This is a genomic window from Pollutimonas nitritireducens (assembly GCF_002849615.1).
Taxonomy (GTDB): domain Bacteria; phylum Pseudomonadota; class Gammaproteobacteria; order Burkholderiales; family Burkholderiaceae_B; genus Pollutimonas; species Pollutimonas nitritireducens.
This window is the reverse complement of the sequence record NZ_PDNV01000010.1, coordinates 84,186-106,462: the sequence shown is the minus strand read 5'-3', so window position 1 is coordinate 106,462 and position 22,277 is coordinate 84,186. Positions and strand designations below refer to the sequence as shown.

Annotated in this window: 22 protein-coding genes, 1 tRNA gene and 1 pseudogene; 1 reads left to right on the top strand and 23 read right to left on the bottom strand. The window is 57.2% G+C overall.

The window, feature by feature from the left end:
* Window positions 1-59: 59 nt before the first annotated feature.
* From CR155_RS15880 to CR155_RS15770, 23 genes and pseudogenes are all read right to left on the bottom strand, one after another.
* The gene (locus CR155_RS15880) at window positions 60-974 is read right to left on the bottom strand and encodes a DUF3577 domain-containing protein (RefSeq protein ID WP_102071108.1); all 915 of its coding nucleotides are present in this window, start codon (window positions 972-974) and stop codon (window positions 60-62) included.
* Window positions 975-1,876: 902 nt separating this feature from the next.
* Window positions 1,877-2,092, bottom strand: coding sequence for a hypothetical protein (locus CR155_RS15875; RefSeq protein ID WP_102071018.1), 216 nt, complete (start codon window positions 2,090-2,092; stop codon window positions 1,877-1,879).
* Window positions 2,093-2,253: 161 nt separating this feature from the next.
* A complete protein-coding gene (locus CR155_RS15870; protein ID WP_102071017.1) occupies window positions 2,254-3,069 on the bottom strand; it encodes a GTPase in 816 nt (271 codons plus the stop codon).
* Between the two features lie 287 nt (window positions 3,070-3,356).
* Complete coding sequence (locus CR155_RS15865) at window positions 3,357-4,073, bottom strand: DUF5983 family protein (RefSeq protein WP_102071016.1); 717 nt, start codon at window positions 4,071-4,073, stop codon at window positions 3,357-3,359.
* 100 nt (window positions 4,074-4,173) lie between these two features.
* Window positions 4,174-4,638: a hypothetical protein gene (locus CR155_RS15860; RefSeq protein ID WP_102071015.1), complete on the bottom strand. Its 465-nt coding sequence runs from the start codon at window positions 4,636-4,638 to the stop codon at window positions 4,174-4,176.
* 94 nt (window positions 4,639-4,732) lie between these two features.
* Window positions 4,733-5,125 (bottom strand): hypothetical protein, encoded by a 393-nt coding sequence (locus tag CR155_RS15855; protein ID WP_102071014.1) that lies wholly within the window; start codon window positions 5,123-5,125, stop codon window positions 4,733-4,735.
* A 20-nt stretch (window positions 5,126-5,145) separates the two neighbouring features.
* Entirely contained in the window at window positions 5,146-5,358 is a 213-nt protein-coding gene (locus CR155_RS15850; RefSeq protein ID WP_102071013.1) for a hypothetical protein, read from the bottom strand.
* Window positions 5,359-5,679: 321 nt separating this feature from the next.
* Window positions 5,680-5,922: pseudogene (locus tag CR155_RS15845) on the bottom strand (hypothetical protein); the annotation flags it as partial.
* Window positions 5,923-6,469: 547 nt separating this feature from the next.
* Complete coding sequence (locus CR155_RS15840; protein WP_102071012.1) at window positions 6,470-8,485, bottom strand: DNA topoisomerase III; 2,016 nt, start codon at window positions 8,483-8,485, stop codon at window positions 6,470-6,472.
* Window positions 8,486-8,654: 169 nt separating this feature from the next.
* The gene (locus tag CR155_RS15835; protein ID WP_102071011.1) at window positions 8,655-9,434 is read right to left on the bottom strand and encodes a hypothetical protein; all 780 of its coding nucleotides are present in this window, start codon (window positions 9,432-9,434) and stop codon (window positions 8,655-8,657) included.
* Window positions 9,435-9,635: 201 nt separating this feature from the next.
* Window positions 9,636-10,631: a DUF4917 family protein gene (locus tag CR155_RS15830; RefSeq protein WP_102071010.1), complete on the bottom strand. Its 996-nt coding sequence runs from the start codon at window positions 10,629-10,631 to the stop codon at window positions 9,636-9,638.
* Window positions 10,632-10,960: 329 nt separating this feature from the next.
* On the bottom strand, window positions 10,961-11,359 hold the full coding sequence (locus CR155_RS15825) for a single-stranded DNA-binding protein (protein ID WP_102071009.1): 399 nt from the start codon (window positions 11,357-11,359) through the stop codon (window positions 10,961-10,963).
* 51 nt (window positions 11,360-11,410) lie between these two features.
* Window positions 11,411-11,944, bottom strand: coding sequence for a DUF3158 family protein (locus CR155_RS15820; RefSeq protein WP_102071008.1), 534 nt, complete (start codon window positions 11,942-11,944; stop codon window positions 11,411-11,413).
* Window positions 11,941-12,741, bottom strand: a complete 801-nt coding sequence (locus CR155_RS15815) for a PFL_4669 family integrating conjugative element protein (protein WP_102071007.1) — start codon at window positions 12,739-12,741, stop codon at window positions 11,941-11,943. The genes CR155_RS15820 and CR155_RS15815 overlap by 4 nt, the downstream gene beginning before the upstream one ends.
* 230 nt (window positions 12,742-12,971) lie before the next feature.
* Window positions 12,972-14,147 (bottom strand): STY4528 family pathogenicity island replication protein, encoded by a 1,176-nt coding sequence (locus CR155_RS15810; protein WP_102071006.1) that lies wholly within the window; start codon window positions 14,145-14,147, stop codon window positions 12,972-12,974.
* 3 nt (window positions 14,148-14,150) lie between these two features.
* Window positions 14,151-14,711, bottom strand: coding sequence for a DUF2857 domain-containing protein (locus tag CR155_RS15805; RefSeq protein WP_102071005.1), 561 nt, complete (start codon window positions 14,709-14,711; stop codon window positions 14,151-14,153).
* 15 nt (window positions 14,712-14,726) lie between these two features.
* Entirely contained in the window at window positions 14,727-16,379 is a 1,653-nt protein-coding gene (locus CR155_RS15800; RefSeq protein ID WP_102071004.1) for a ParB family protein, read from the bottom strand.
* Window positions 16,372-16,632 carry a hypothetical protein gene (locus CR155_RS15795; RefSeq protein WP_102071003.1) on the bottom strand — a complete coding sequence of 87 codons (261 nt, stop codon included), beginning with the start codon at window positions 16,630-16,632 and terminating at the stop codon, window positions 16,372-16,374. The genes CR155_RS15800 and CR155_RS15795 overlap by 8 nt, the downstream gene beginning before the upstream one ends.
* Window positions 16,625-17,494 carry a ParA family protein gene (locus tag CR155_RS15790; protein ID WP_102071002.1) on the bottom strand — a complete coding sequence of 290 codons (870 nt, stop codon included), beginning with the start codon at window positions 17,492-17,494 and terminating at the stop codon, window positions 16,625-16,627. The genes CR155_RS15795 and CR155_RS15790 overlap by 8 nt, the downstream gene beginning before the upstream one ends.
* A gap of 40 nt (window positions 17,495-17,534) precedes the next feature.
* Window positions 17,535-17,747, bottom strand: coding sequence for an AlpA family transcriptional regulator (locus CR155_RS15785; protein WP_102071001.1), 213 nt, complete (start codon window positions 17,745-17,747; stop codon window positions 17,535-17,537).
* 117 nt (window positions 17,748-17,864) lie between these two features.
* Complete coding sequence (locus CR155_RS15780; protein ID WP_102071000.1) at window positions 17,865-18,611, bottom strand: hypothetical protein; 747 nt, start codon at window positions 18,609-18,611, stop codon at window positions 17,865-17,867.
* 569 nt (window positions 18,612-19,180) lie between these two features.
* Window positions 19,181-21,070 carry a tyrosine-type recombinase/integrase gene (locus CR155_RS15775; protein WP_102070999.1) on the bottom strand — a complete coding sequence of 630 codons (1,890 nt, stop codon included), beginning with the start codon at window positions 21,068-21,070 and terminating at the stop codon, window positions 19,181-19,183.
* Window positions 21,071-21,309: 239 nt separating this feature from the next.
* Window positions 21,310-21,383: transfer RNA gene (locus tag CR155_RS15770), tRNA-Gly, on the bottom strand.
* 123 nt (window positions 21,384-21,506) lie between these two features.
* Here CR155_RS15770 and trmB point away from each other — a divergent pair.
* Window positions 21,507-22,277: a tRNA (guanosine(46)-N7)-methyltransferase TrmB gene (gene trmB / locus CR155_RS15765; protein WP_102070998.1), complete on the top strand. Its 771-nt coding sequence runs from the start codon at window positions 21,507-21,509 to the stop codon at window positions 22,275-22,277.

Here is a 22,277-nt window from a genome sequence, read left to right as displayed (position 1 = left end):
GCTTGTGGGCAATCGGGGAAAAAAGAACCAGACCCTGAACTGGGGCCTAGAGGGTTAGATCAAAACGAGGTTGCCATCGCTGGCTCGTCGCTTTGTACTTGCTCTTCCATCTCGCTTGGAGCGGATTCGGCAGTCGGTGCGTCATCGCTGACGCTGGATTGACCGGTGCCCTCGATCGGCACGGCATCTTCTGATGCCGGCGCCTGGGCGGCAGCCGGATAAACCTGCTTGCCATCGACCTTGATCAGGCCGATGTGAATCAGGTTGGACTTCAGGGACAGGTCTGCTTCGCCTGCGCGTTCACCCTTGGTACGAAGGTACGGATCGGTCTTCATGTCGTTCAGACGGAAGGCAATCAGTACTTTGCGCTGGGCCTCGACAGCCTCTACGCAGCGACGCACCAGGTGCTGAGCATCGGTGGTCGCGACGATGGTATCGATGTACCGGTATTCGGGTTCATCGACTGGACCGGCCAAGGCGCCAATAGAGCACGCCAGGAATGGGTCGCCATTTTTGGGGGAGACGTCCTTAGGCCGGTTCAGATAGCCAATGCCCCGGGTAATCAATTCATGCTGTTCGATTTGTGCCAGTTCGGCGGGATCAATCAGTTCGACTTTGAGCAGTCGGCCTTTAAGGCTTCCCGCAGGTTCTCCCTTGCGCTCGCCGCTGGGACGAATATAGGGGTCGCCCCAGAGGTCGCCGATCCGAAAGCGGATCAGGGGCCGCTGTTTCGGATCATCGACACCGACGTAACGCTGCACCAGTGTCTTGGCATCAGCGCCAGAGACTTTGACATCGAAATAGCGCAGTGTCGAGTCCTTGGCTGGACCGACCAGCGCGGCGACGGTGCATGCGAGGAAAGACTCGGCACGACGCCCGCCTCGCACAGGTACCATCCTGACGCGCTGCAGATAACCCATACCAGAGGTATGCAAATCAAAGTAGGACTTCGTATTGGAAGAAGCTTGGTTCATGGTGAATCTCCATTGGATAAGAAGCGGAAGACACACCATGCCCATAGCGGCAGGTGCGTAACCCCGCGATGGGTTGAGAAAAGCGGCTGCATCACCACCAGAAAAAACGGGTAGTCGTTCGCGCAAGGATGCGATGCGAACTGGTGTGGTCACGCGGCAGGTGTCGCGCCGCAACCTTAAAGACCAAGGGTTGCCTGGCATGTCGCTGACAACGTCAGCAATCATGGGCCAAGGGTTGCACCATGCCGGTTGATGCGCCACAGACAATGGGTGCCCGCACCGAACCGTATTAGATCGCCCCAGGAAGGCCGATGTCATCAAAGCAGCAGACAAAGGGGGCAGATTATTGAAAAATCTGGCCGTGGTCGGGCCGGCTCGCTGCACCTCCAGGCCCCAGCAACGAAAAGCAATAATCGCCGGACCCACCGTCATATAGGCCAGGGCCGCAACCAGCGACCAAGCGATTAGCACCAGAATATCTGGTGGCTGGCGAGCGTCCATTCGCCCGCAGCAAAAACACCCGATCACACCACCTCGAACGACACCAGAACCAGCAGTAAGGTAGCCCAGTTGCGGCGTATCTCGGCGGAGTCTTGGGATTGCACTAAAGACCAGCTATAAAAATGCCGAGGCTATGGTGGCGACGATTATGCACAGATCGCCAATCACGAACGGCAACGCCAACAACTGACGCCATTCGCTATGGCTCAAATAGCCCAACGACAATAAAATGATGAACGCAATCGCCCAGTGCAAAAACTGACGGTGATGAGCGGAGCAAGATCGCTGATTATGCACCCAACGACAGCATTACCGGCCCATAAAAGAAGGGTATAAGGAACAGCAAGGCGGTTGACGGGGTAAGCTTGTGATTCATGCAGCTAAAACAATAAAGAGAAGACTCAACCATCAATAAATGGTTGAATCAATTGGGTTGCCAACTGTACATAATCTTTATCCACCATCAGGGTCTGGGCGTTCAGGCTGTTGCTGACGGGACCCGGATATATTGAGCTGAACGCCGCGCCTTGCATCAAAAAGGTAATGCCGTACGCCTCCATCATGGAAATAATAACGGCCGCTTCAGATTCCGACCTTGGAGAATAGATGGGTACCATTTTTACCTCCCTTATATACAAGCCTGCTACGATCTTAACGTTTTGAAACCAGATGCGCTGGATTTAACGTTGGTTTGTCGGATTAGATTCTACAAATTATGCAAACCACAAAAAAGCAGGCCCCCGATGGTTGGTCGGGGGCTGAGAGAGGAACAGGCTGGTTAGGGAGTGGAAGAAAGCGTTCTCTTGCTGCGGACCGGCTGTTGCAAGGTCTGAACACGAATGTGGCGCCAGGTACCGTCATCAATCAGATCGGCCAAGGTCTCCCCCAGCATGTCAAAATAGATGTCGTCGCGGCGTTCAATCCGTTCATCGTCGCGATGCAGTGCCACCGAATAGGTGTCGTCCGCACGCATATAGATTATGCTGACGCGTCCCGAGAACTTTGCAGTTTCAACGGTAAAGCTCACCGTGGGCGGTGTCCGGATGATGTCTGCGGGCTTGGGGTCAACGAGGGAAAATTCCTGTGCTTGTGCGTCGACCAGCATGTGAGTGATCCGCCGATGCCCGTCAGGAGCAGGCATTTGCTCCAGTTGCTCGATAAGCTGTTGCAATTCCAGACACTGGGGCAGCGCCACGGGCAGTTTGGCCGGTGCCGCACCCAGGATCATGCGTTGCACGGTGTAGGGCGTACCGTCTGCCGTGTGTTCGATAACCTCTTCCGGTGTATCGGCACGCTGACCATCGAAACGACGACGCGCATACGGTATGACTTCGACCTTGGCGCCCTCTACAGGCACTTCGGTTGCGAGCGCACGATCCAGAACGGCAAACTTCGTTCGTCCGATCTTGATGACGATGGCGTCCTCTGTGGTGGCGACGACCTTGCCCTCAAAGGGCGACGGATCAACGTGAAAGCCCAGCATGTTCTCCTTCGGTTTCCCGTCGAAGATGTTGAACTGGAAAGATCGTGCGTTGCTTGGCACATGGCCGGCAACCAGAGTGGGCATTTGTTGACGAATGGTTTGATGATCCATGATGGACTCCGAAAAAACGGAACCCCTCACCCCAAGGGATGAAAGATCCCGTGGGGGTGGAATGGACGATGAACGTCCGAGAAGATGAGGTCAGCTAGCGAACGATAGGTGCGCCGCAGTCTTGATGGCCTTGACTGCCTGGGTTGCTGCCGGCTACGCCAGCGAACATGCCGTAAGGTTGGCGCAGTGACGCCATGCCGTCCGCCATGAAACGGATGTGGTGATTGTCCGTTTCCAAGCACCGCAGGCAAAAAGAAGCCCCTGTGTAAGGGGCGAATAGGAAAAACCTACATTTCGTAGACTGGAAGACCGTCCAGTTCCGGTGCGTCGGCATCGAGGATCAGGATGCGCACGTCGGCGTTGGCCGCCAAATGCAGCACGCGCATCAGATCCTCTGGCATGTCTTTGGACAGATGTTCCTCGCGCAGTTGCTCGGCGGTGATACCGTCGATGTCCTGCAGGTGCTCCTCTGTCCAAGGGGTGTCAATCAACTTGACACCAATGGCCGGGCTGTACGGCACCCGAAAAGCGATAAACATGAACCCGGTTGGCGTGGCAATATCGGCCAAATCACGCAAATAACGCTGTGACTGCTCGGTGATGTGAGCCGTGCTGATTTCCCAGGTGCGGCTGTAGACGCCGGTCTCGAATTTCAGGCGGCGCACCACCTCGCGGGCGGCTGCTTCGGAGTAGGTATCGCCCACATGCACGGGCTGGCCATCGATATCGTCTGCGGCGATGGCGTAGACCACTGTGCGCACGATGCCTTCACTCTGGCACTGGGCTTCCAGTTCGTCGGGCACGTCCTGGCCTTCGGTGATGAGCGCGAAGTCCTGGCCGAATAGGCAAGGAAACAAGGCTACCTGATCATCGGTAAGATGCGCCTGGCTGGCATGTAATGGTCGCCAGACTGGCGGGCAATCATCCTCGTAGGTGATGAGCAACGTTCGGATAATGCGCGGGTTCTGATAGCCGCGAATGAAAGGGTTTTTGATCTTGGACATGGGATTTCTCCAGCAGGGGATAGACGAGGCTCATCCCCTGCCGGGGGTTGAACCCCGGTGGGTGGAAAATGGATCGCGACCGGTCTAGCCGCGTGGTGGATCAATCACCAAAATCGGTGGTGTCGCCCAGTGCCTTGAGTACGTCGATCAGACCGCAGTTGGCCAACACGTAGAGGGTGTTGTAGTCATCACCGGTGGGCGCTTGCTCATTGGCATTGATCTGGGCATCCAGATCGAGAATGCTTTGACGCACGCTTTGGGCCATTGCCAACGGTGACTCGATGTCATGCTCTCGAACGGATTCGCCCAATGCCGCAAGCACAACCCGTGGAGACAACGCATCCGGCAAGGACTCATACACTATGGGTGTTTCGCCTCTGCAGATGGCTTCTGCCGCGGTGGCACCTATAGCAAAGTGAGTGACTTCGTCGGCGGCTGCATCTTCGGTGTCGTAGTCCACGATCACGAACTGCGGCAGTGGCAAGTGTTGCGGCCAGTCCTGCACGAGCGTGGCTTGTACGAGGCCGCCTTCAAGGACGACGGCAAAAGAGGGGTTTCGGGACATAAGTCGCTCCTAAAGAAAAATGGAGGGACATGACCCCGAGGGGACGCATGTCCCTCAGGGGGTAGAGAAAGCGCGGTGGTTTATCGTTGCAGGCTCACCAGCCGTTGTAGTGCAGCACCAGGTCGGCAATGACCTGACGTCGTTTAAGATCGAGACCGCTCAAGTCGGACAGACCCTCGAAACCGCAGCGGCGCAGCATGGCAGCGCCTTCGCGCGCGTTGTAAAAGCTGACCATGGCGGCCAGGAACATACGCTGGCCACTGCTCAGTACGCCCAAGGCGTCATTGAGCAGGACCAGGTTAGGACGCAGATCCCATTTACTGGCGACGCCCTGCAAACCATCGTGTGTGCCATCACCAAACCATTCCGGCCCAGCGATCTCCACACCACGCTTCCATGCTTTGATAAAAGCCCCAGGTGCGCAGGCGAAATGCCTTTCATCCTGTGGGCAGTGATCAACGAGGTACTGTGGCAAGAGGTAATTCATAGCCGTCTCCTTGATATGGATTACGAATAGTGCAACTGAGTCCAGCCGCCTCGATTGAGCGCACGCTGGGCTGCTGCTGAACTGCGGAAGTACTCCACCGACTCGCGCGAGACGGGGCCGTGGGCGTCGCGCGTACCGATGTAGTGTCCGGCGGCGCTGTGCAGCACTTCGAGCGGCAGCAGACTGCCGACGTAAGTCAAGGCCAGATGGCCAAAAGACGCTTGCTGGGACATAGAGGAACTCCTTAATGTAGCGAGACGACCATGCCCTTGACGGGATGGCAAACTCCCGCTGGCGGTTGACGAATGAGCATCGGCGCCGCGAAGACGCTTGTCCGCAAAGACGATGCGATGGCGGACTGGTGGGTGGCATGGAAAAACTCCACGGCAGCCTACAAACCCGGACTGCTGGCATGGTGCTGATGCAATCAGCGACACATGCGATGAGCTTGGTTCCAACGCCCACTGGTGTCAGTCGGAAATGAGAAATAAACGACTTCCGGATTGGTCATGCAGTGTGTGTAGAAGTTGAGTGAACGATGCACCGCTTCATGGTTAGGACGGGTCATTGCTCAAGGCATATCGCTTCCATAATGCAAAGGCCTCGTCTGGCGGCAGTTCCGTCAGGATGACAATGGGTTGGCACTGACGCGCACGCAGGGCTGTGAAATACGCTGATCGGTCTGCGATAGTCTTCAGCTTGACACCCTTGAAAAAGAGCAGCTTATCGCTCTTGATGAACAACACCTTATTGCCGATGTCGCGGTTGAAGGCGGTGCGCAGCCTGTGATCGGCGTGCAGGGTCTCCTGTTCGTATGGGCGCACACCGACGTCGGCTTGCCCGGAAGGTAGTGCTAAGGCGGGAGAAAGAAGCCAAAGACCCTTAGGTCTTCGGCGCGGGAGGAAGTCACCACCCGTGGGCTGATCCACGTTTACGGTCGTCGCTAGAACCGTCCGTTGTCACAGCAATCACACCCGGCCCATGTCGTGGCTGGGGCCGGCATTGTCTGGCGCACATCCGCGCACAAAGGGAGCCCGTTATTTCACCGGCGGGCACCGGCACCGATTACCGTCAACCCCGAAAGGTCTCCTGGTGCCTCGCACGACGACGCGGCGGCAAAATACCAGGGGACCCATCGCAGACGACGGGAATAGCAACGATCAAGGGAAAGCGCATGGAGCGATTCACGTAAAAGCATCCTTCCTGCCTCGGCCGCCGTTTCCGGCGTGACGAGACGCGCACACGGTTGCAGAAGAATTTGCGCGCTGGGAGTCCCGAGAGGGCTACGGGACGAATGCCATGCAACCGAGTCGGTCTGCACGGCACTGAGGGGTTTGGAGCATTTCAGGATGTCTTGGATGCGCTGCGGCGCTTGCGCGGCGCGCTGCGCTTGGGCGTTGCGGAGTCAACCGGCACGGTGCCTTTGCACTCGGGATAACGCGAGCATGACCAAAACGGACCGTTTTTGCCGGTGCGTTGGCGTGTGGCCGAGCCGCACAACGGGCAGGCTGGACCTTGGGGTACCTTGATCGTCAGGACTGTGCCTTGGTACTGAGCGATGATCTGTGAAATCCAGGCCGACTGCTTGGTGATAAAGACATCATGGGTAAGCTGTCCAGCCTCGATCATGTCTAGCGCCTGCTCCCAGACCGCTGTCGTGCCGGGGTCGGCAATGGCCGCTGGAACCGTATCAATGAGCGTGCTCGCCGCATCCGAGGCGCGGATCGCCCGACCCTTCTTGATCAGATAGCCGCGTGTGAGCAGTCCGTTGATGATATTGGCACGGGTGGCCTCGGTGCCGATGCCCACCGTGTCCTTCAATTTCTGCTTTAGGCGTGGGTCGGACACGAGCTTAGCAACGCTTTTCATGGCCTTGACCAGCTCGCCTTGCGTGAAGGGCCGGGGAGGCAGCGTCTTGAGCGCCTTAAGGTCAACGTTGGTCACCTGACAGGACAGGCCTTGCTTGAGTGCGGGTAGAACTTGACTGCGCGGGGCTGACTCATCGTCTAAATCAACGGGTTGCTGCTCGGCCAGCACCAGCCGCCATCCTGGGATGACAATCTGTTTGCCTACGGCCTGAAGATGTTGACCCGCGCACGAAAGCCGCGCAATGGTGCGGTCAAATTCATGATGCGGTAGAAACTGTGCTAGGTAATGGGCACGGATCAGTCGATAAACGGCCAGCTCTTTCTCGCTCATGGCCGAGAGGTTCGCGGGTTCCAGCGTAGGGATGATGCCATGGTGAGCGGTGACCTTGCTATCGCTCCAGGCCCGCGAGCGCTGTGTGCAATCAAGTTGTTCCATCACGGGCCGCAAGGCCGGATCGGTTTTAAGCAGGCTGTCGAGCACGGCTGGCACCTCGGCCAGCATGCTCTCGGGCAAGTAGCCCGAATCCGAGCGGGGATAGGTGGTGGCCTTGTGCGTTTCGTACAAAGCCTGGGCAATGTCCAGCGTTTCCTGCACATCCAGGCCAAGCTGCTTGGAACAGACTTCCTGCAGCGTACCGAGATCGAATGGCAACGGCGGGCCTTCGCGCACCCGTTCGGTTTCGACGGAGACGACCTGAGCCTCAGCGGTTGTACGTATCTGCGCTGCAGCCTGCTGCGCTACCGTCTCCTGCAGGCATCTTCCCGCATCATCGGTGTAGGACTCAGGGGCCAGCCACTGCGCGATGAAAGATGGTCCTGTTGCAAAGAGCGCTACGTCGATAGCCCAGAATGGGACGGAGGCAAACTGGTTAATTTCCCGGTCACGGTCCACGACGAGTTTTAACGTGGGCGTTTGCACCCGGCCCACTGACAGCACGCCATCGTAGCCGGCCTGCCGGCCCAACAAGGTGAAAAGCCGACTCAGGTTCATGCCCACCAGCCAGTCCGCGCGGGAACGCGCCAAGGCCGAGTAGTACATGGGCAGCGTCTCAGAAGACGGTTTCAGAGCGGCCAATGCCTTGCGGATCGACGCATCATTCAGGGCCGACAGCCACAGGCGTTGAATAGGACCTCGGTAGCCGCACAGGTCAACGATTTCACGGGCGATCATTTCGCCTTCACGATCCGCGTCGGTGGCGATCACCAGCTCGGTGGCTTGTGCCATCAACTGCTTGACGATTTTGAATTGCGTGGCGGTCTTGGGTTTGACTTCGACGCGCCAATGCTCGGGAATAATGGGCAACTGCTCAATGGACCAGTGTTTGAGCTGTGCGTCGTAGACTTCAGGCGGCGCCGCCTCGACCAGGTGGCCGATGCACCAGGTAACAGTAACACCCGGGCCTTTAAGACAACCGTTATCGCGCTGCGTGGTGCCAAGCACTTTGCCGATGTCTTTGCCCTGGGAAGGCTTCTCGCACAGAAATAACCTCATGGTGACTTACCCAATTCTCGAAGCTGAAGAAGATGAGCACAAGGATGTTCAATCTCAATACAAAGATCAGCAAACAAGGGGAAAGCCAAGCGCACCGGTATAACCAAACGGCACTTTCTGAGAGAATGCAGCATTAGCTGCGTGAGATGAACCCCGCTAAGCAGAAATATCAGGGGCTTCGCTGAGCCAGGCGGTTCTGTAGTAGGAACCAGCACATGTTGAGTGCGAAGGAGCGTCCCAGCCGTGCCATCTGACTTTCGGGGATACCCACCGGACGATGCGCGCCTGGACTGAGGAAGCCAAAGACACCAGCAAGCCCTCTCTCCTCCTCAAGGGATATTTCGCCACTCTGGCGTAGAAACAGGATAACCTGGCCCCATTTTGTCGGATCGTAGGTAGCGGTCACCTGCCGCTGACTAACTACGTCGGAGGCTACATCCACAGCCAGCGTTTCCAGAGCCACGCGGGCATTGGTCAGGGCTGCGTTGTAATCGGGCGGAACAGAGCGAAAGGCTTCGGCCGAATCGTTTATCTTGGTAATGATCGCCTCTCGCTGCGGTGCGCCTGAGTTCCGCAGCGCAATGATCAAATCATCCTCCACAGAGGCAGCATCAGCAATGGAGGGATCGGTTTGCAATAGCCGCTTGTCCTGGATGAGGTAACCGTCAAGCAGCAGGCATTGCGTGAGATCGTGCATGCGTTCAGTGAACCGATACTTAGGAGAGACTGGCGCACGCAGATTGCCCTCTGTAGCGACGACCTCTTGAAGTATTAGCAGAATTGCTCTGTCATCGAGGTCGCGGACAACATTAGTAAGACTTGTCAGCAACTGCTGCGGATACAGAGACAGATGCTGCACGTTGTACTTGCCGAAAAGCGCAATAGACACCGAAACCTCCTGCAATGACAGGAACTGGGCTAGTGAATAGCGAGTACGTGAACCGATCATGAAACCTATCCTACCGAAAAGAGTTGTCAGTATGCCGGAAGAATATCAAGAGTGAACCAAGTCATCTCCATTAATGTGTAGGTCGCCTTCCCTTGCGTTCAATAGCGTTACCGCCTGAGACATTATGACAGGTGGGCGTATGACGCAGGCGACAACAGCCAGTACCTCTGCTCACTCGGGGATTAAAAATATATTGAAACCTCAGTGAATCCAGCAGCCCGGACTCTCTCTGTCGAAGAAATCAACGACGACATTTCGACCCAGATACTGATTGATCGTGGCGAGTACCATATTGCAAAACGCCTGATCTCCACGTCGAACAGCGACTGCCACGCGACGGATACCTGAGCCCTGCATGCGTTGCAGAAGATGAATGTCCTGCGCGCCGAACCCCCAACCATAGATCACTAATGTGTCCCTTCTCGAAGCAAGTACTTCCCGGTACACAGTAGACAGATAAAAGCTGTTTTGTATCGAAGTCACTTTCTGTTCCCATGTGCCTTCGCTCACAAATAATGGAACGACACTTTCGGCCTGCCAGTATTGCAATATATTTTCGAGTAGACCCGCATCCCTAGTATGGATTTTAAATTCTTGTTCGACCATATTTCTACATAACACAAGACTGCCATGGGGGTAGAAAACGAGAGTTGTGGACCGTTCACCATAGATTGGCTCCCTGAATCGAGGCCAGTCGCTAGAAAACACCCCGTTCTGGACAAAGCAGTCCTTGAATGAATGCTGGCGGTATCTGTCGAACCCATAGGCCATAGCCCAATAAACCACCAGGTCATAGTTGAGCGAAATGACAGTTCTGAAGCCCTTCAGAAATTCATAGATGCTCGGTAGCCTATCTCTGACTTGGTCGTACTCAGGATGAATATCACGTACTGTCTGGATAAGGCATTCCCGAACTCTCACGTAAGCATCATAGGTTCGTGCATCCGGTATCTGCAGCGATCTATTGACATTAGTCGCCTGCCAGACTATCCGAAGGATCAGCTCAAAATCCTCAGTCCTAAAAAAACGAAACAGCTGGCGGGCGTCATCTGGCAGAAGATTGCGCTCGATCGCATGACCAAGCAATGATTCATAGGTAAAGCTACGGCTCACAGCGATACTGGCACCATTGCCCAGAAGCACTGTACACCCGTAATTATCGGAGATGTCCGCCCACTGCAGAATATCAAACGGCACAGCTTTGTCCCACTCTTGTATACGTTGAAGATACTACTCTCGGATAGCTGCAGACCATCTCTGTGCTACTCGAAGAGAGAAATGACATACTTGAAAGCATGTTAACAGCGTATTGGTTGGACTCGTATGACAAGTACTGCGAAGGCTGGCAACTGTGCTTGATCGGGAATTAAGATCAAGGGCTCTAGGGTAAAGCAAGGCTCTGACAGAGCTTCTAAATCGGCTTTCCAGCAGCTCTCAATAGTCTTCTATGCACCTATCCCCTGGGGATAATTGAGCGAAGCGGAATGGAAGTAGCGACCCACATGTGCCGCCGCTCCACGCGGCGACTACTCGCCTTGAGGCGGCGGCGCGCTCAATAGCTTGGCACTAACCTTGATCGACTCCAGCCGAAACGGCAGGATGCCCACGCGCCGAGCCTCGATCTTGAAGGTCACGCGCTCGTTTTCCTGGGCGTCCTCCCATTCGTCCCGAACAGTACGCCCCTCCACCAACACACGCATGCCCTTCTGGTACAGGCTGGCCCAGCTCTCGGCATCGCGATGCCACAGCTCGACAGGAGCCCAGAAACCACCGCGATCCTCAAAGGTGCCATCCTTCTTTGGCACAGGATTATCCAAATAAACGTTAAGGCGCAGCAGCCGGCTAGGCTCATCGTTGCCGTTGGGAAACTCACGGTACTCCGGGGCTGAACCGATGTTGCCTTCACCGAAAAAATGCGTACTCATAGATCAATCTCCTGATGCTTGGGGTGCCTGCTCTGGCGCAGGCGGTTGGGATTACCGCTGATCGCGGTCTGTCTCAGACATAGATCGCAGCCGGCGCAGATAAACGTCTTCGGCCTGAGCCAACTTGTTGGCGCATTCCCGAGCCTGACGCCCAAGGGTGTGCAGCAAGCTGATCTGCATGTTGACCACGATGCGCTGCCGCTCGATGGCATGCAGGTCATCGAGCATCGTGACCGGCGTGGCGGCGCTGGCCATCAACGCCTGCCACAAGGCCACGCCCATGGCCGAACGGTCCTGCTTGCGCCAGCGCAGAAAGGTCGTGCCTGCGCCAGTATTTTGTTGCGCCAGTTCCACATCCAGCAGGTGAAAGGGGTAGCCGCTCGTCTGTGGCAGCACCCGCCGCTGCGCCAGGCCTATCATGTCGTCGCGCAGTGCGAAGCACTGGTTGGCCCAATCCTCCAAAGCCCCCTTACCTTTAAAAGGTTTTAAAAGGCCTTTTAGATAGGCTGCGTGTTCCAGCCGCAGGAAGTCTGTCTGTTGCAACGCCTGGAAGTGGCGGGGTGCGCTGTCGTCTTGATCGCTCATGCTGGTTCGTTCTCGCCGGTAGCAACAGGATCGAACGTATCGGGCGACGCCTCTGATGCGACAGACGGCGTATCGCTCGCATCGGGCTCGACATGGCTACTCAGCGGCTGGCCCCGGCGCACGATCGGCGGCGCAAAGCGTGAGCGCCGCGTACCTTCCAGCACATCCTCGGGCAATTCGCCGAACTTCTCGATGGCGGCTCGCGCGGCGGCATTCTTCGCGGCGAAATCGTCGCGCTGCGTACCCGAGTAGCGGTATTGCTGCGCCAGACTGAACAGGCTTCGCAGTGCGTGCGCACCCTCATTGAGCCAGCGCTCCAGTGTGCGGCGATCGATCAGTGCTGTGTGATGCGCCAGGATAAGTTTGCGCGCGATCTCATCGTAATCGGCAAGCAGATAGACGGCGGCAAACCCCAATTGGGCGTTGACGAACAGCGGTAACTTAACGGGCTGTACGTTCAGGTTCTCGCCCAGGCTCAGCGCCGATGGAACGTTGGTCAGGGCCTGATCGACCTGTTCGCCCAGGGTTTGAAGCGTGCTCTTGGTTTGCTCCAGCTTATCTTCAATGCGCAGCATCCACCAGTCGGAGTACGGATCGTCTTGCTCCGCGCCCCGTTTGAGCTTATTCATGATCGACACAAAGCCGTTCAAACCGACGATAGCCGGCTTACCTTCGGCGGGTGCGCGTCCGTGCCAGATGCGTGATGCGTGGTGCGTGTGCAGCGTGAGCGACATGGCGCTGCGTAGAGACCCGAGATTCAACTGCAAGGACTCGGAGGAATTGCGTTCATTGGACATAGTGACGACTCGTCGTGAATGGGTGAGGCACCATCATCGGCGTGGACAAGAAGGCAGTCAGTCAAGAAATGGATACGCGCTTATCCCGGTTTCGCCGTAGTCGCACTGGCCAGCGAATTATCCCCAGGGGATAGCTCCAAGGACGTCCATGGTGTTCTGATCATCCAACACGCGATGACTTTTCGCCTGAGACGCAGGCCATGGCTGCTCCCCCACCCTGCTGGCAGGAATCAGTCCTTGCCCACCAATTCGCGCAATCGATTGAGATGTTCCAGAGCGACTTCGGGCGGCACCACTTCGCGCGGCGCTGGTTCGGGTGTAGATGCGTTGGTTGGTGCCGGACCTTTCGATTTCCCTGCCCAGGGTTTGAAGTCCCCACTGATGGCGCGTTGGATGATGCCAAACAAATAGCCAGCCGGATTACGCACCACCTGGTTGTGGCAGCGTGCCGCCCACTCGTCGAGCACCGCCTGGCGCAACGACTCATCCACTTGCCGTAGCGCGACCAAGGTGCCCGCCTGCTGCTCTTGCTTTAATTGACCAAAACGTTGTGGCAAGCGTAAATTCTGTGCCCCACGAACGGGCTCAGCCGTACGTACTTCTTTAATACTTACTTCACGTACTGTACGGTCCTGCTTCGGATTCCGAAGCGTGCCGTTTGACGCCGGTTTCACCCCTGCTTCGGATTCCGAAGACGGCGCTTCGAGATTCCGAAGTAAGCCCGAACGGCCTTCTTCGGATTCGTGGCGATCCCTCTCCTGTGGATAACTCGTGTCTGAGACGTCCTGCTGCAGGCGTTGCGCGAGCACGTACAAACGTGAGGGCAAAGTGCGTCCTTGCAACAAGGGATCATCGGCAATTTCCTGCAAGGTATTCAAGCCGACAATCTGCACAGCCTTGGCCGAGTGGCTGAGAGACTGACTGACCAGCTCCAGATAATCCGGGTCAAGCTGCATGGCTTCAAACGGCGTCAACGGTTCGTCGTGCAGCACATAGAGGTTGCCCAGAATGCGACCCGTTTTGGGGTCGCGCCGACGGCGTACCAGACTGAGCCAACGCGTCAGACGCAACAAGGTCAGTGCACGCGCCACGGTCTCATGCGAGGCCCGAGCCCCGCACGGCATCGAAGCCAGCCAGGGTCGCAATTGGTCATAGGTGGGGAACGCCGTGACACCGTCATCGTTGAGCAGCAGCCGGAAGACTTGCCAGGCGTTGCGCTCCAGCGGTGTCAATCGCCTGTCGAGAAAAAGACGGCGCGGAACGCTCTCGTGCCGGTTACCGCTATAGAGAAACCCGTCGCTCGTCGGGTTCTCGTGCTGCCCAGATGAAAGATCCGTCAGCGCACCGTCCAACAGGTTGGACAGCAAGACGGGACCATCGTGCCGACTCGCGTCATGGTCCGCCACAACCTAGCCCAATCCCTGGTCAACCCAGCCCTTGATCGCTGACCAGACAACGGATAGCGGCAGCGACATACTTTCGGCCAGATCCATGGCGGCCTCCAACATGGCGGCGTCATCATTGCACTCAATGCTTCTGGCTTCTGCAAGCGCCCTCCACTGCTTCCAGAGCGCCGTATCTTGCGCTTCATCCAGCACGGGGTGGCGCCCCTTGCGTTTGGGTAGTCCCAAGATGTCGCGCCTCAGCGCGACCTCCTGATGCGTCAAACCGTAGAAACGACCGACCATTTCTGTGCTGGCACCAAGGCTAAGCATGCGATCAACGAAAGCAATCTCTTTTTCCGCGTCCTTGGCCTGTTGCAGCAACCGCTTGACCACGTCTCGATTGATTGACACAGAACACCACGACACGGACGCATTCAGGAGCACGCTGATCAGTTCGGGACGCTTGAGCGCGTTAAGCTCTTCCTCACCGAACCCCATCGCCTTACAGCGGCGCAACTGGCCGTTACGCAAATCGTACAGCGCCTGGGCAATAACGGCTTGGTTCAAGGGGTGTGGTGTGGACATGGCGATCCTCCTCTCTCACGCACCGCGATGGGGTTTATCGAGATCAAGCTCCACCAGGCGCCTTGCCAGGCGCAGCAGGCGAAACAACTTGACCAAGGCGGTGTCGCTCAACCCAGGCGCCTGCTGGCCATGGCCGTGTAGCAGCACCGGCAAGTGGGCAGCCAGATGCTCATCGTCAGGCTCTGGCACAGCGATAGGCTGGCCGCTTAGTGCCCTCAACAAGTGCATGACAGCACGTGCGGCGACCGGCAGGCTTTCCTGCCATTCGGCGCAACGAAACCCAATACCATCGGAGCTCGTCTGCACACAGTCAGCCACGCCAGCCTCGTCGGCGATTTCCCGTGCGAACTGCTCAATATGAGTTCGAAGCCGATCGGGTGTGTCCAACCCCGGGTCGATGTACCAGACATCGGAGATCGGATACAACCCACCGGCTTGCACAGGAATGGATTGCAGCACGTTGGCCGAAAACTCGGGCGGTATCGCGTCACCCAACTGGTCGGCCACCATGCGCTGAATAGATTGCAGCCGGTCGGTCGTGGGGGCTGTCGAGATGATATGTTCCCGCAGACGCTCGGAGTCATCGATACCATCGGTGTTAGCGTCGTTAGCACCCGCGATGGCTTCGCGAGGCAGCGAATTCACCGCAGGTGGGCTGACAGGCGGTGCACGGAGTGGCGCAGAGGCGGCGGGCGGTGTTTCACCCACCGAAGACGGCACTGCTGCAGGTGCGGGTAACGGCGCAGGCGAACCCATGGGCGTCGGCTCGCTGACCAGGGCGCGCTGCCGACGGTCGGAGTCATTCAGGTCCAGGCTCAGCACGTCATAGTCCACACCCAACAGGTCAGACATTTGTCCGATCAGCTCGTCCTGCACGCGTTGCCAGGAAAACTCCTCCACCTGGGTATCGAATTGGGTCAGCACCTCCTGAAAGAAGCTCTCAAAATCCACCGATAGCTTCTTACCTTTCGCATACTGCTCCCAGAGGCGTTCACATGACTTGCGCATGACGGCAAGCCGCTCGATCTGGTGACGGCCCAGTCCGGCATAAAGCACGGTCGGGATGGCCGGCAGCAGATAGCGTACAGCATCGGACATGCGGCTGATGTGGGATTGCTGCACGGGATAGCCGTCGGCGGCGAGGCGGCGCGCAAGTTCGGATTGGTTCAGCGCTGAGCCACTTTCCTGCTCGTAGAACTCTCGCGCTTTTCCCACACCGAGCGCGCGCTCGATAAAGGTCAAGCCGCCGCGTAACTCGTTTTCGGCCAGATGCCCCGTGAGGGCGATGATCTCACCCCGCTCTGGCCAAGGCCGAAACAGGCAGGAAATACGGAAAAAGCGTTCGTCCTTGGTTTCTGACCACAGTTCGCGCAGAATGGCTAGCCGCGTGTTGCCACCATTGCGGATGATGTAGTGCTCTGCGCCCGGTCGCCGGGTGATGGCCGGCGATGCGTCCAGACCACGTTCTCGAATAGAGGCCTTGATCTCCTCATACGCAGAATTGCGCTTCATACGGGGATCGTGATCGTAGGGGCGCAACTGGTCCAAGGTGACGACCATGGGGGTATCGGCGATCGGGTCGCTCAGCTCAGAAGCAGACGGGCTGCTGCGCTCAAAACCTGCGGCCAGCAACTTGGTTGCCATATCCTGGGACGTCATGTCAGCCATGGCCTGTTCCCCGAAGAGAGTTTTCATGAATCGGGCGGCATTGCCGGCCAGCACGCCGAATCTGGGCTTGCGCATTGAGACTGGCTCGATGGTCGCTTGCCGTCGTGCTGGTGTAGATCGGCACGTATCCCGCTTTGGTGAACTTGAGATGACCGCCTGACGTTCGCTTGACGTACCAACCTTCACCGATGGCGAATTCAATCAAGGCGCGCAGCCGCTTATGGCCACGTGCCAACTCATGCGCGTTAGCCATGGCGTGCGCTCCCTGGTTGATGCGGGTGCTGCGGGCGGCCCGAGACGCGGGCCAAAGGCTCTTTCCACAACGGAAAAAGTTCACTGGCCAGCGATCGCATGGTTTCGAGTGCGGCGGGTGCCACCCGGCCACTCGGCTGTCGGTATTCGACGCGATGCACTGGCAGGCCACGTGTCGCAGCGCGGGGGTAGGCTTCGATGGCCGGCACATCGGTGCCCAGTACGCGAAGGCCAACTTGTCCCTGGAATAAATCGCGCAGCGCCTGCTGGATCAGCCGGGCGTTTGACGACACAGGATGTACCCGGTTGATGAGCAGCTGCAAAGGCGGCGGCTCAATGCCCAGGTGCCGATACGGCGCGATATCCTCAATCAGTTGCATGGTTCCGCGCCGTAATTCGCGTGCGGCCAGAATTTCGGGGGTAACCGGCGACAGCGCCACGTCGGACGCGAGCACTGCCATCTCCAGCATCACACTGCGCGCGCCCTGCGTATCGATGAGCACCAGGTCATAGCGCGGTGCCAGTACCGGTAATAGGTGGCGCAGCCGTAGGCGTCCATCGGCCGCATGCAGCAGCAGTGTGTTCAGTTCGCCCCGGTCATCGTTGGACACCACCAAGTCCAGACCAGCAATGACGGTGCGAGACACCAGCTGCTCGATACGCTGCTCATTGAAGGCGAGCAGCTCGTAGGTGCCACCGGCTGCACGATGTGCCAGCTCGTAGTAGGACGACAGCGTGGGCTGGATGTCAAAATCAAGCAGCAGGACGCGCAAGCCGGCATCGGCAAGAAACCCGCCCAGGTTGGCGGCGGTGGTCGTCTTGCCCACCCCGCCTTTAGTAGAAATGATGGATACAACCTGCATGGCGCTCTCCGTATGGGTGTACAAATGTGAGGGAGAGCGGTTACGCCCGGTTATCGAGGCGTTCGGTGATCCACTGGTCTATCTCAACTGAATCCCAACCGACCGCGCGCACCCCGAGGCGCAAAGCCTTCGGAAACTGGCCTTTCTTCATCAGGTTGTAGATATGGGCGCGCTTAAAGCCCGTTTTGGCTTCAACTTCTTCGCGCCGTAAAATGCGGCGTTCGCCCGGGGGCAAGGCTGGTGTCTGCGACATAGGGTCACTCCTTAACGCTTGGTAGCGCTTGTTGGCGTAACCTCTATTCAATCGAAACGGGTGCAGAAGTACATTGCAAATGCAATTTGCGGAGCTGCAGATACAAGCTGGCAGCGCTCAGCTGTTTGCGCTATGCAGCCTGCGTTTTGCGCTGGCAAATTTACCGTTCAAAGTTCGTTCCGTGATGCCCATGACGCTCTGGTGATGCGCCACCAGGGCGCTCACGACGGCTTCCTGAGTCCTGAAACTGGAGTAGGCCTTGCCCGATGGTGAGGTCCCCAGTATCAGCGTCAGCATTCCACCGATGATATTCAGGTAGGTCGTTTCGGCCCGGTCAGAGATGGCGCATTGATTACAAGCAAGGGCTACCACCGATTGCTGAACAAAGCTTTCATGCTGTTCCTGAAGTACTTGCACCTGCCGGCGACATTGTTCAAGCTCGACTTTCTTGGCCTGTCGCTCGATCAGCATGGCCTGGCCCGCCTCCAACGTGATGAAGGGATGCGCAATGCGCTCGCTGCGACTGAAAAGAAACCTAGGGCGATGCTCTGGGTAATGGATGCGCATCCAACGCTTCAAATCGATATGACGAATAGTCAGCTCGGTCGAATCAAACAACGATTCATCATTTAACGTGACGCCGTTTTGTCCGTAAGGCAGCTCCCGGTTGATGACGGCGTCGTAGATGCGATCCAGGCATAATAGAAGTTCGTCCCACCGGGGGTAGTCGAGAGTTCGCGGTAAATTTCTTGGCGAGGAAATTTCCGACAAAATTTCTTGCTCGTATCGCAATAAGCCCACCCAGCGAATGGCTGCTTCGATAGGGCGATAGAAAACCATGGATGTGGGGGATCTTTCATGCATGTCTCCGTCTCCTTGTGGGAGTGCTACATCACCGACTCCTCTGCTGTACGAGCGTCTTTATAGAAGCCTTGAGAACTGACATCAGGTCCGCCGATTTCCGGTAGCCACCACCTGCTCCATGTGCGAAAATCTGATAGTTCTGATCGGCCACGTCATAAGCTCCAGCGTTAACCCGCTACTCGTACATACTGGTCAGCGTCTTGGTTTGTGGCTGTCCTGGCAAGTCCCAATAGGTCTCACCTGCTCTACCGACGGTCTAACCAGACGACATCAGTGGCGCAAGTTTGCCGCCGTGCTAGCGAACACTTAGGGGAGCACCGGCCGCCTAAGACCTATCCGGAATCCTGAGAGACCAATATTGCAACTAGGATTCTGCTCCGGCAATCTGAATACTCCTAGTTAGCCTCGTCGTACTTCAAGTAGCGGGTTGTAGGCGGCGGACCGGATTCAAGTTGAAGTCCTGACGCTTGCAGGAGCAAGACGTGGCCAATAAAAGTGGCTCAAACCACGATGACCTCAGCTTAATTATTTAATTCCGCCAAGGCCATCTGTGTCCTATCAATGTGACCTCATACCATCATCTCGAGCGCTGTGGCATTCTCCATTTGCGAGAGCGTCGTGAATGGTGAAACGGGCCATTGCATGGCCTCGAACGTGTCACGCACCAGCCCAACAAGATATTCTAGGTTACTCACTGTGATAGCCTCAAGGGGCGAACGGCCCCCCAGCGACTCATGCCCCTCTGTTAATACGTGGTAGGTCTGCCAGGGATCGATGTCGGGTGGGGTTGAGGCGAGCACACTTTGAACCAGCCGCCGCTTAAGTGGGTCCAACTGCCAATCGGGTACTCGCAAGCTACGATGGCCCATGCTAAGCGCGAGCAGATTGCGCGCCTGGATTTCGTAACTGATCCAGCGCCTGGACTTACCCACTAACGCCGCGTAGTCAACAACACGCAGGTGGTGGGGCGCCTCGAACAGATCGAGCAGCTTCATGCGTTCGCGCTGCAGATTTGACGGCTGAGGTTTGGCATAGTCCGGCAACTCCACAGCGGGCAAACGCTGGGCTGACTCCGGCACGATAGGCATATCGGGTGTTGCTGGGGCCACGATGAGCGTTGGCGTATTCGGCTTGATGATGGGAGGTTGCGTCGCGGCCTGACTAGCAATGGTGGGTAAGCCTTGCAGCGTAATGGTCAGGTGCATACTGGCAACCTGGACGTGGTTCTGCTCGAATAGATCAAGTCGATCGGCCCAATCCTGCATCATGACACGCCGTTGCTCTACATACTCCGCGTGGTTATACGTGGCACTGATCTTATCGGGATCGGCGTGCGAGAGCTGAGCATCGACCCATTTCTTGAGGTAGCCCAGCTCGTTGAGCGCCGTCGAGATCGTTGCGCGAATGCCATGCCCAGTCAGCCGGTCCTCATAACCCATGCGCTTGAGGGCGTGATTCATCGTGTTTTCGCTCAGTGGCCGGAGTAGCGATTTCTCTCCTGGCAACAGGTACACCTGAGCGGGTTTGAACTGGGCCAGCAGGTAGCGAACGATTTCCTGGGCCTGCACGGACAACGGAACGATATAAGGCGGAATGTCAGACATCCGTTTGCGTTTCTTTTTCGTGAGCATCTTGCGCTGCTTCAGACGCACTACAGGGATGATCCAGAGGCCTCGATCCAGATCGAACTGATCGGGTGTGGCATGGCGCAACTCTCCAGTGCGAACCCCCGTCAACATCAGCAAACGCAAACCCAGTTGAGTCTTGAGTCGACCCCGGTACTTGCGCAGGGTTTGCAGCATAATTGGCAGCTCACCCATGCGCAGGAAGGGGTTGTGATCGACCGGGGGCAACGGCAACGCCACCACATCCAGATCAGCGGCCGGATTCTCCTTTATCCCCGGAACGACCACCTTGATGTAGGAAAAAAGTTGATTCAGCCACGTGCGTAATTTCTCGGCCACCGACAGCGAACCGCGCGCCTCGACCTTGCCGATGATATCCAACAGGTGAGCCTGTGTGATCTCATGAACGGTCAGATTGCCCAGCACAGGAAAAACGTTGGCCTTGAATACGCGTTGAATCTGATCATAGCTGCCTTGGCGGCACTCATCGAGCGAGAGCTGACGGTGAGCGAGCCACTTTTTATAGACCGCCATAAACGTATCTTCACTGGCCAAGACGATAGCTTGGCGCTTTCTTTTACGCTCGTTGCGTGGATTAATACCCTTGGCCAACAGGCCCCTGGCCGCGTCGCGCAGGTCTCTGGCCTCGCGCAGCGACACCTCGGGGTAGGTCCCCAGGGAAAAGCGCTCGCGCTTGCCGACATAGTAGTAACGAAAATGCCACGCTTTGCGCCCCAGAACGGGGACAAAGAGATACAGGCCATCGAAATCCGCAATGCTGCGGTCTTTGCCCGTCGCCTTAGCTTGACGAACGGCCAGATCGGAAAGTGCCATGGTGCCAACTCCTGAAGCGGGGAAGTTGGACTTATGCTGATCTCACCTGACGTTTGCGCCCATCAACAATCCGGCACCGGGTACATCCGCATAGATGTACCCAATAATGTACCCATTCACAGGCGCTGTAGGGAGCTTTCCATGGACGTCAGTGGAACATCCAGATTAGAATAACTTCCCAACAATCAATGGCTTATAGAACTTAATGGCCGTTGACGGAACACCTTGGAATGTTGATGTGGAGCGGGTGAAGGGAATCGAACCCTCGTCTTATGCTTGGGAAGCATCTTCTCTGCCATTGAGATACACCCGCCCGGCGCTATGAGAGCGCAAATGCGAGCCAAATTATAGCGCCGGCCTGAATTTATTGCCGCGTCGATAATATTCTTTTGTCCTAGGCCTGAAAGAGTTCACGGCAATCACTACAATTCAGGCTATGAACTCGACTCCCACACCCAATCCCGACTTGCCGGCCGACGCAGGCCATGGCCTTCCAGTAACCGCGAACGCCCCGGTCGCCACCGCGCCGTCGGGAACGAGCCACATCCGCAGCTTCGTGCACCGGCGGGCGCACATCACCCCGGGCCAACGCGCAGCGCTGGACCGCCTGATGCCACTTTGGTCGCTGCCCTACCGCAACGGGACGCTGGATTTTGCCAAGGCATTCGGGCGCTCGGCACCCACCATCCTAGAAATCGGCTTCGGCATGGGCGAGACTACGCAAAAGATCGCGGCAGCGCGGCCCGACGATAATTTCCTGGGTGTTGAGGTCTTCAATGCGGGCGTGGGCGCCATGCTCAAACGCATTGAAGAATCGGGCCAGACCAATATCCGCATCATCCAGCACGACGCGGTCGAGGTCGCACGCGACATGATCGCACCCGACTCGCTGGCGGGCGTGCATATTTATTTCCCCGATCCGTGGCCCAAAAGCCGGCACCACAAGCGCCGCCTGATCCAGCCCGCCTTCATCGCGTTGCTGGCCAGCCGCATTGCGCCGGGCGGCTACATCCACTGCGCCACCGATTGGGAAAACTATGCCGAACAGATGCTGGCGGTGCTTGGCAGCGAGCCGCTGCTCAGCAATACGTCACCGGATGGCTACGCCAGCCGGCCCGAGTTTCGCCCACAGACCAAATTCGAGACGCGCGGCCTGCGCCTGGGTCATGGCGTATGGGATTTAATCTTCACTCGTAAGGAAGCCTGA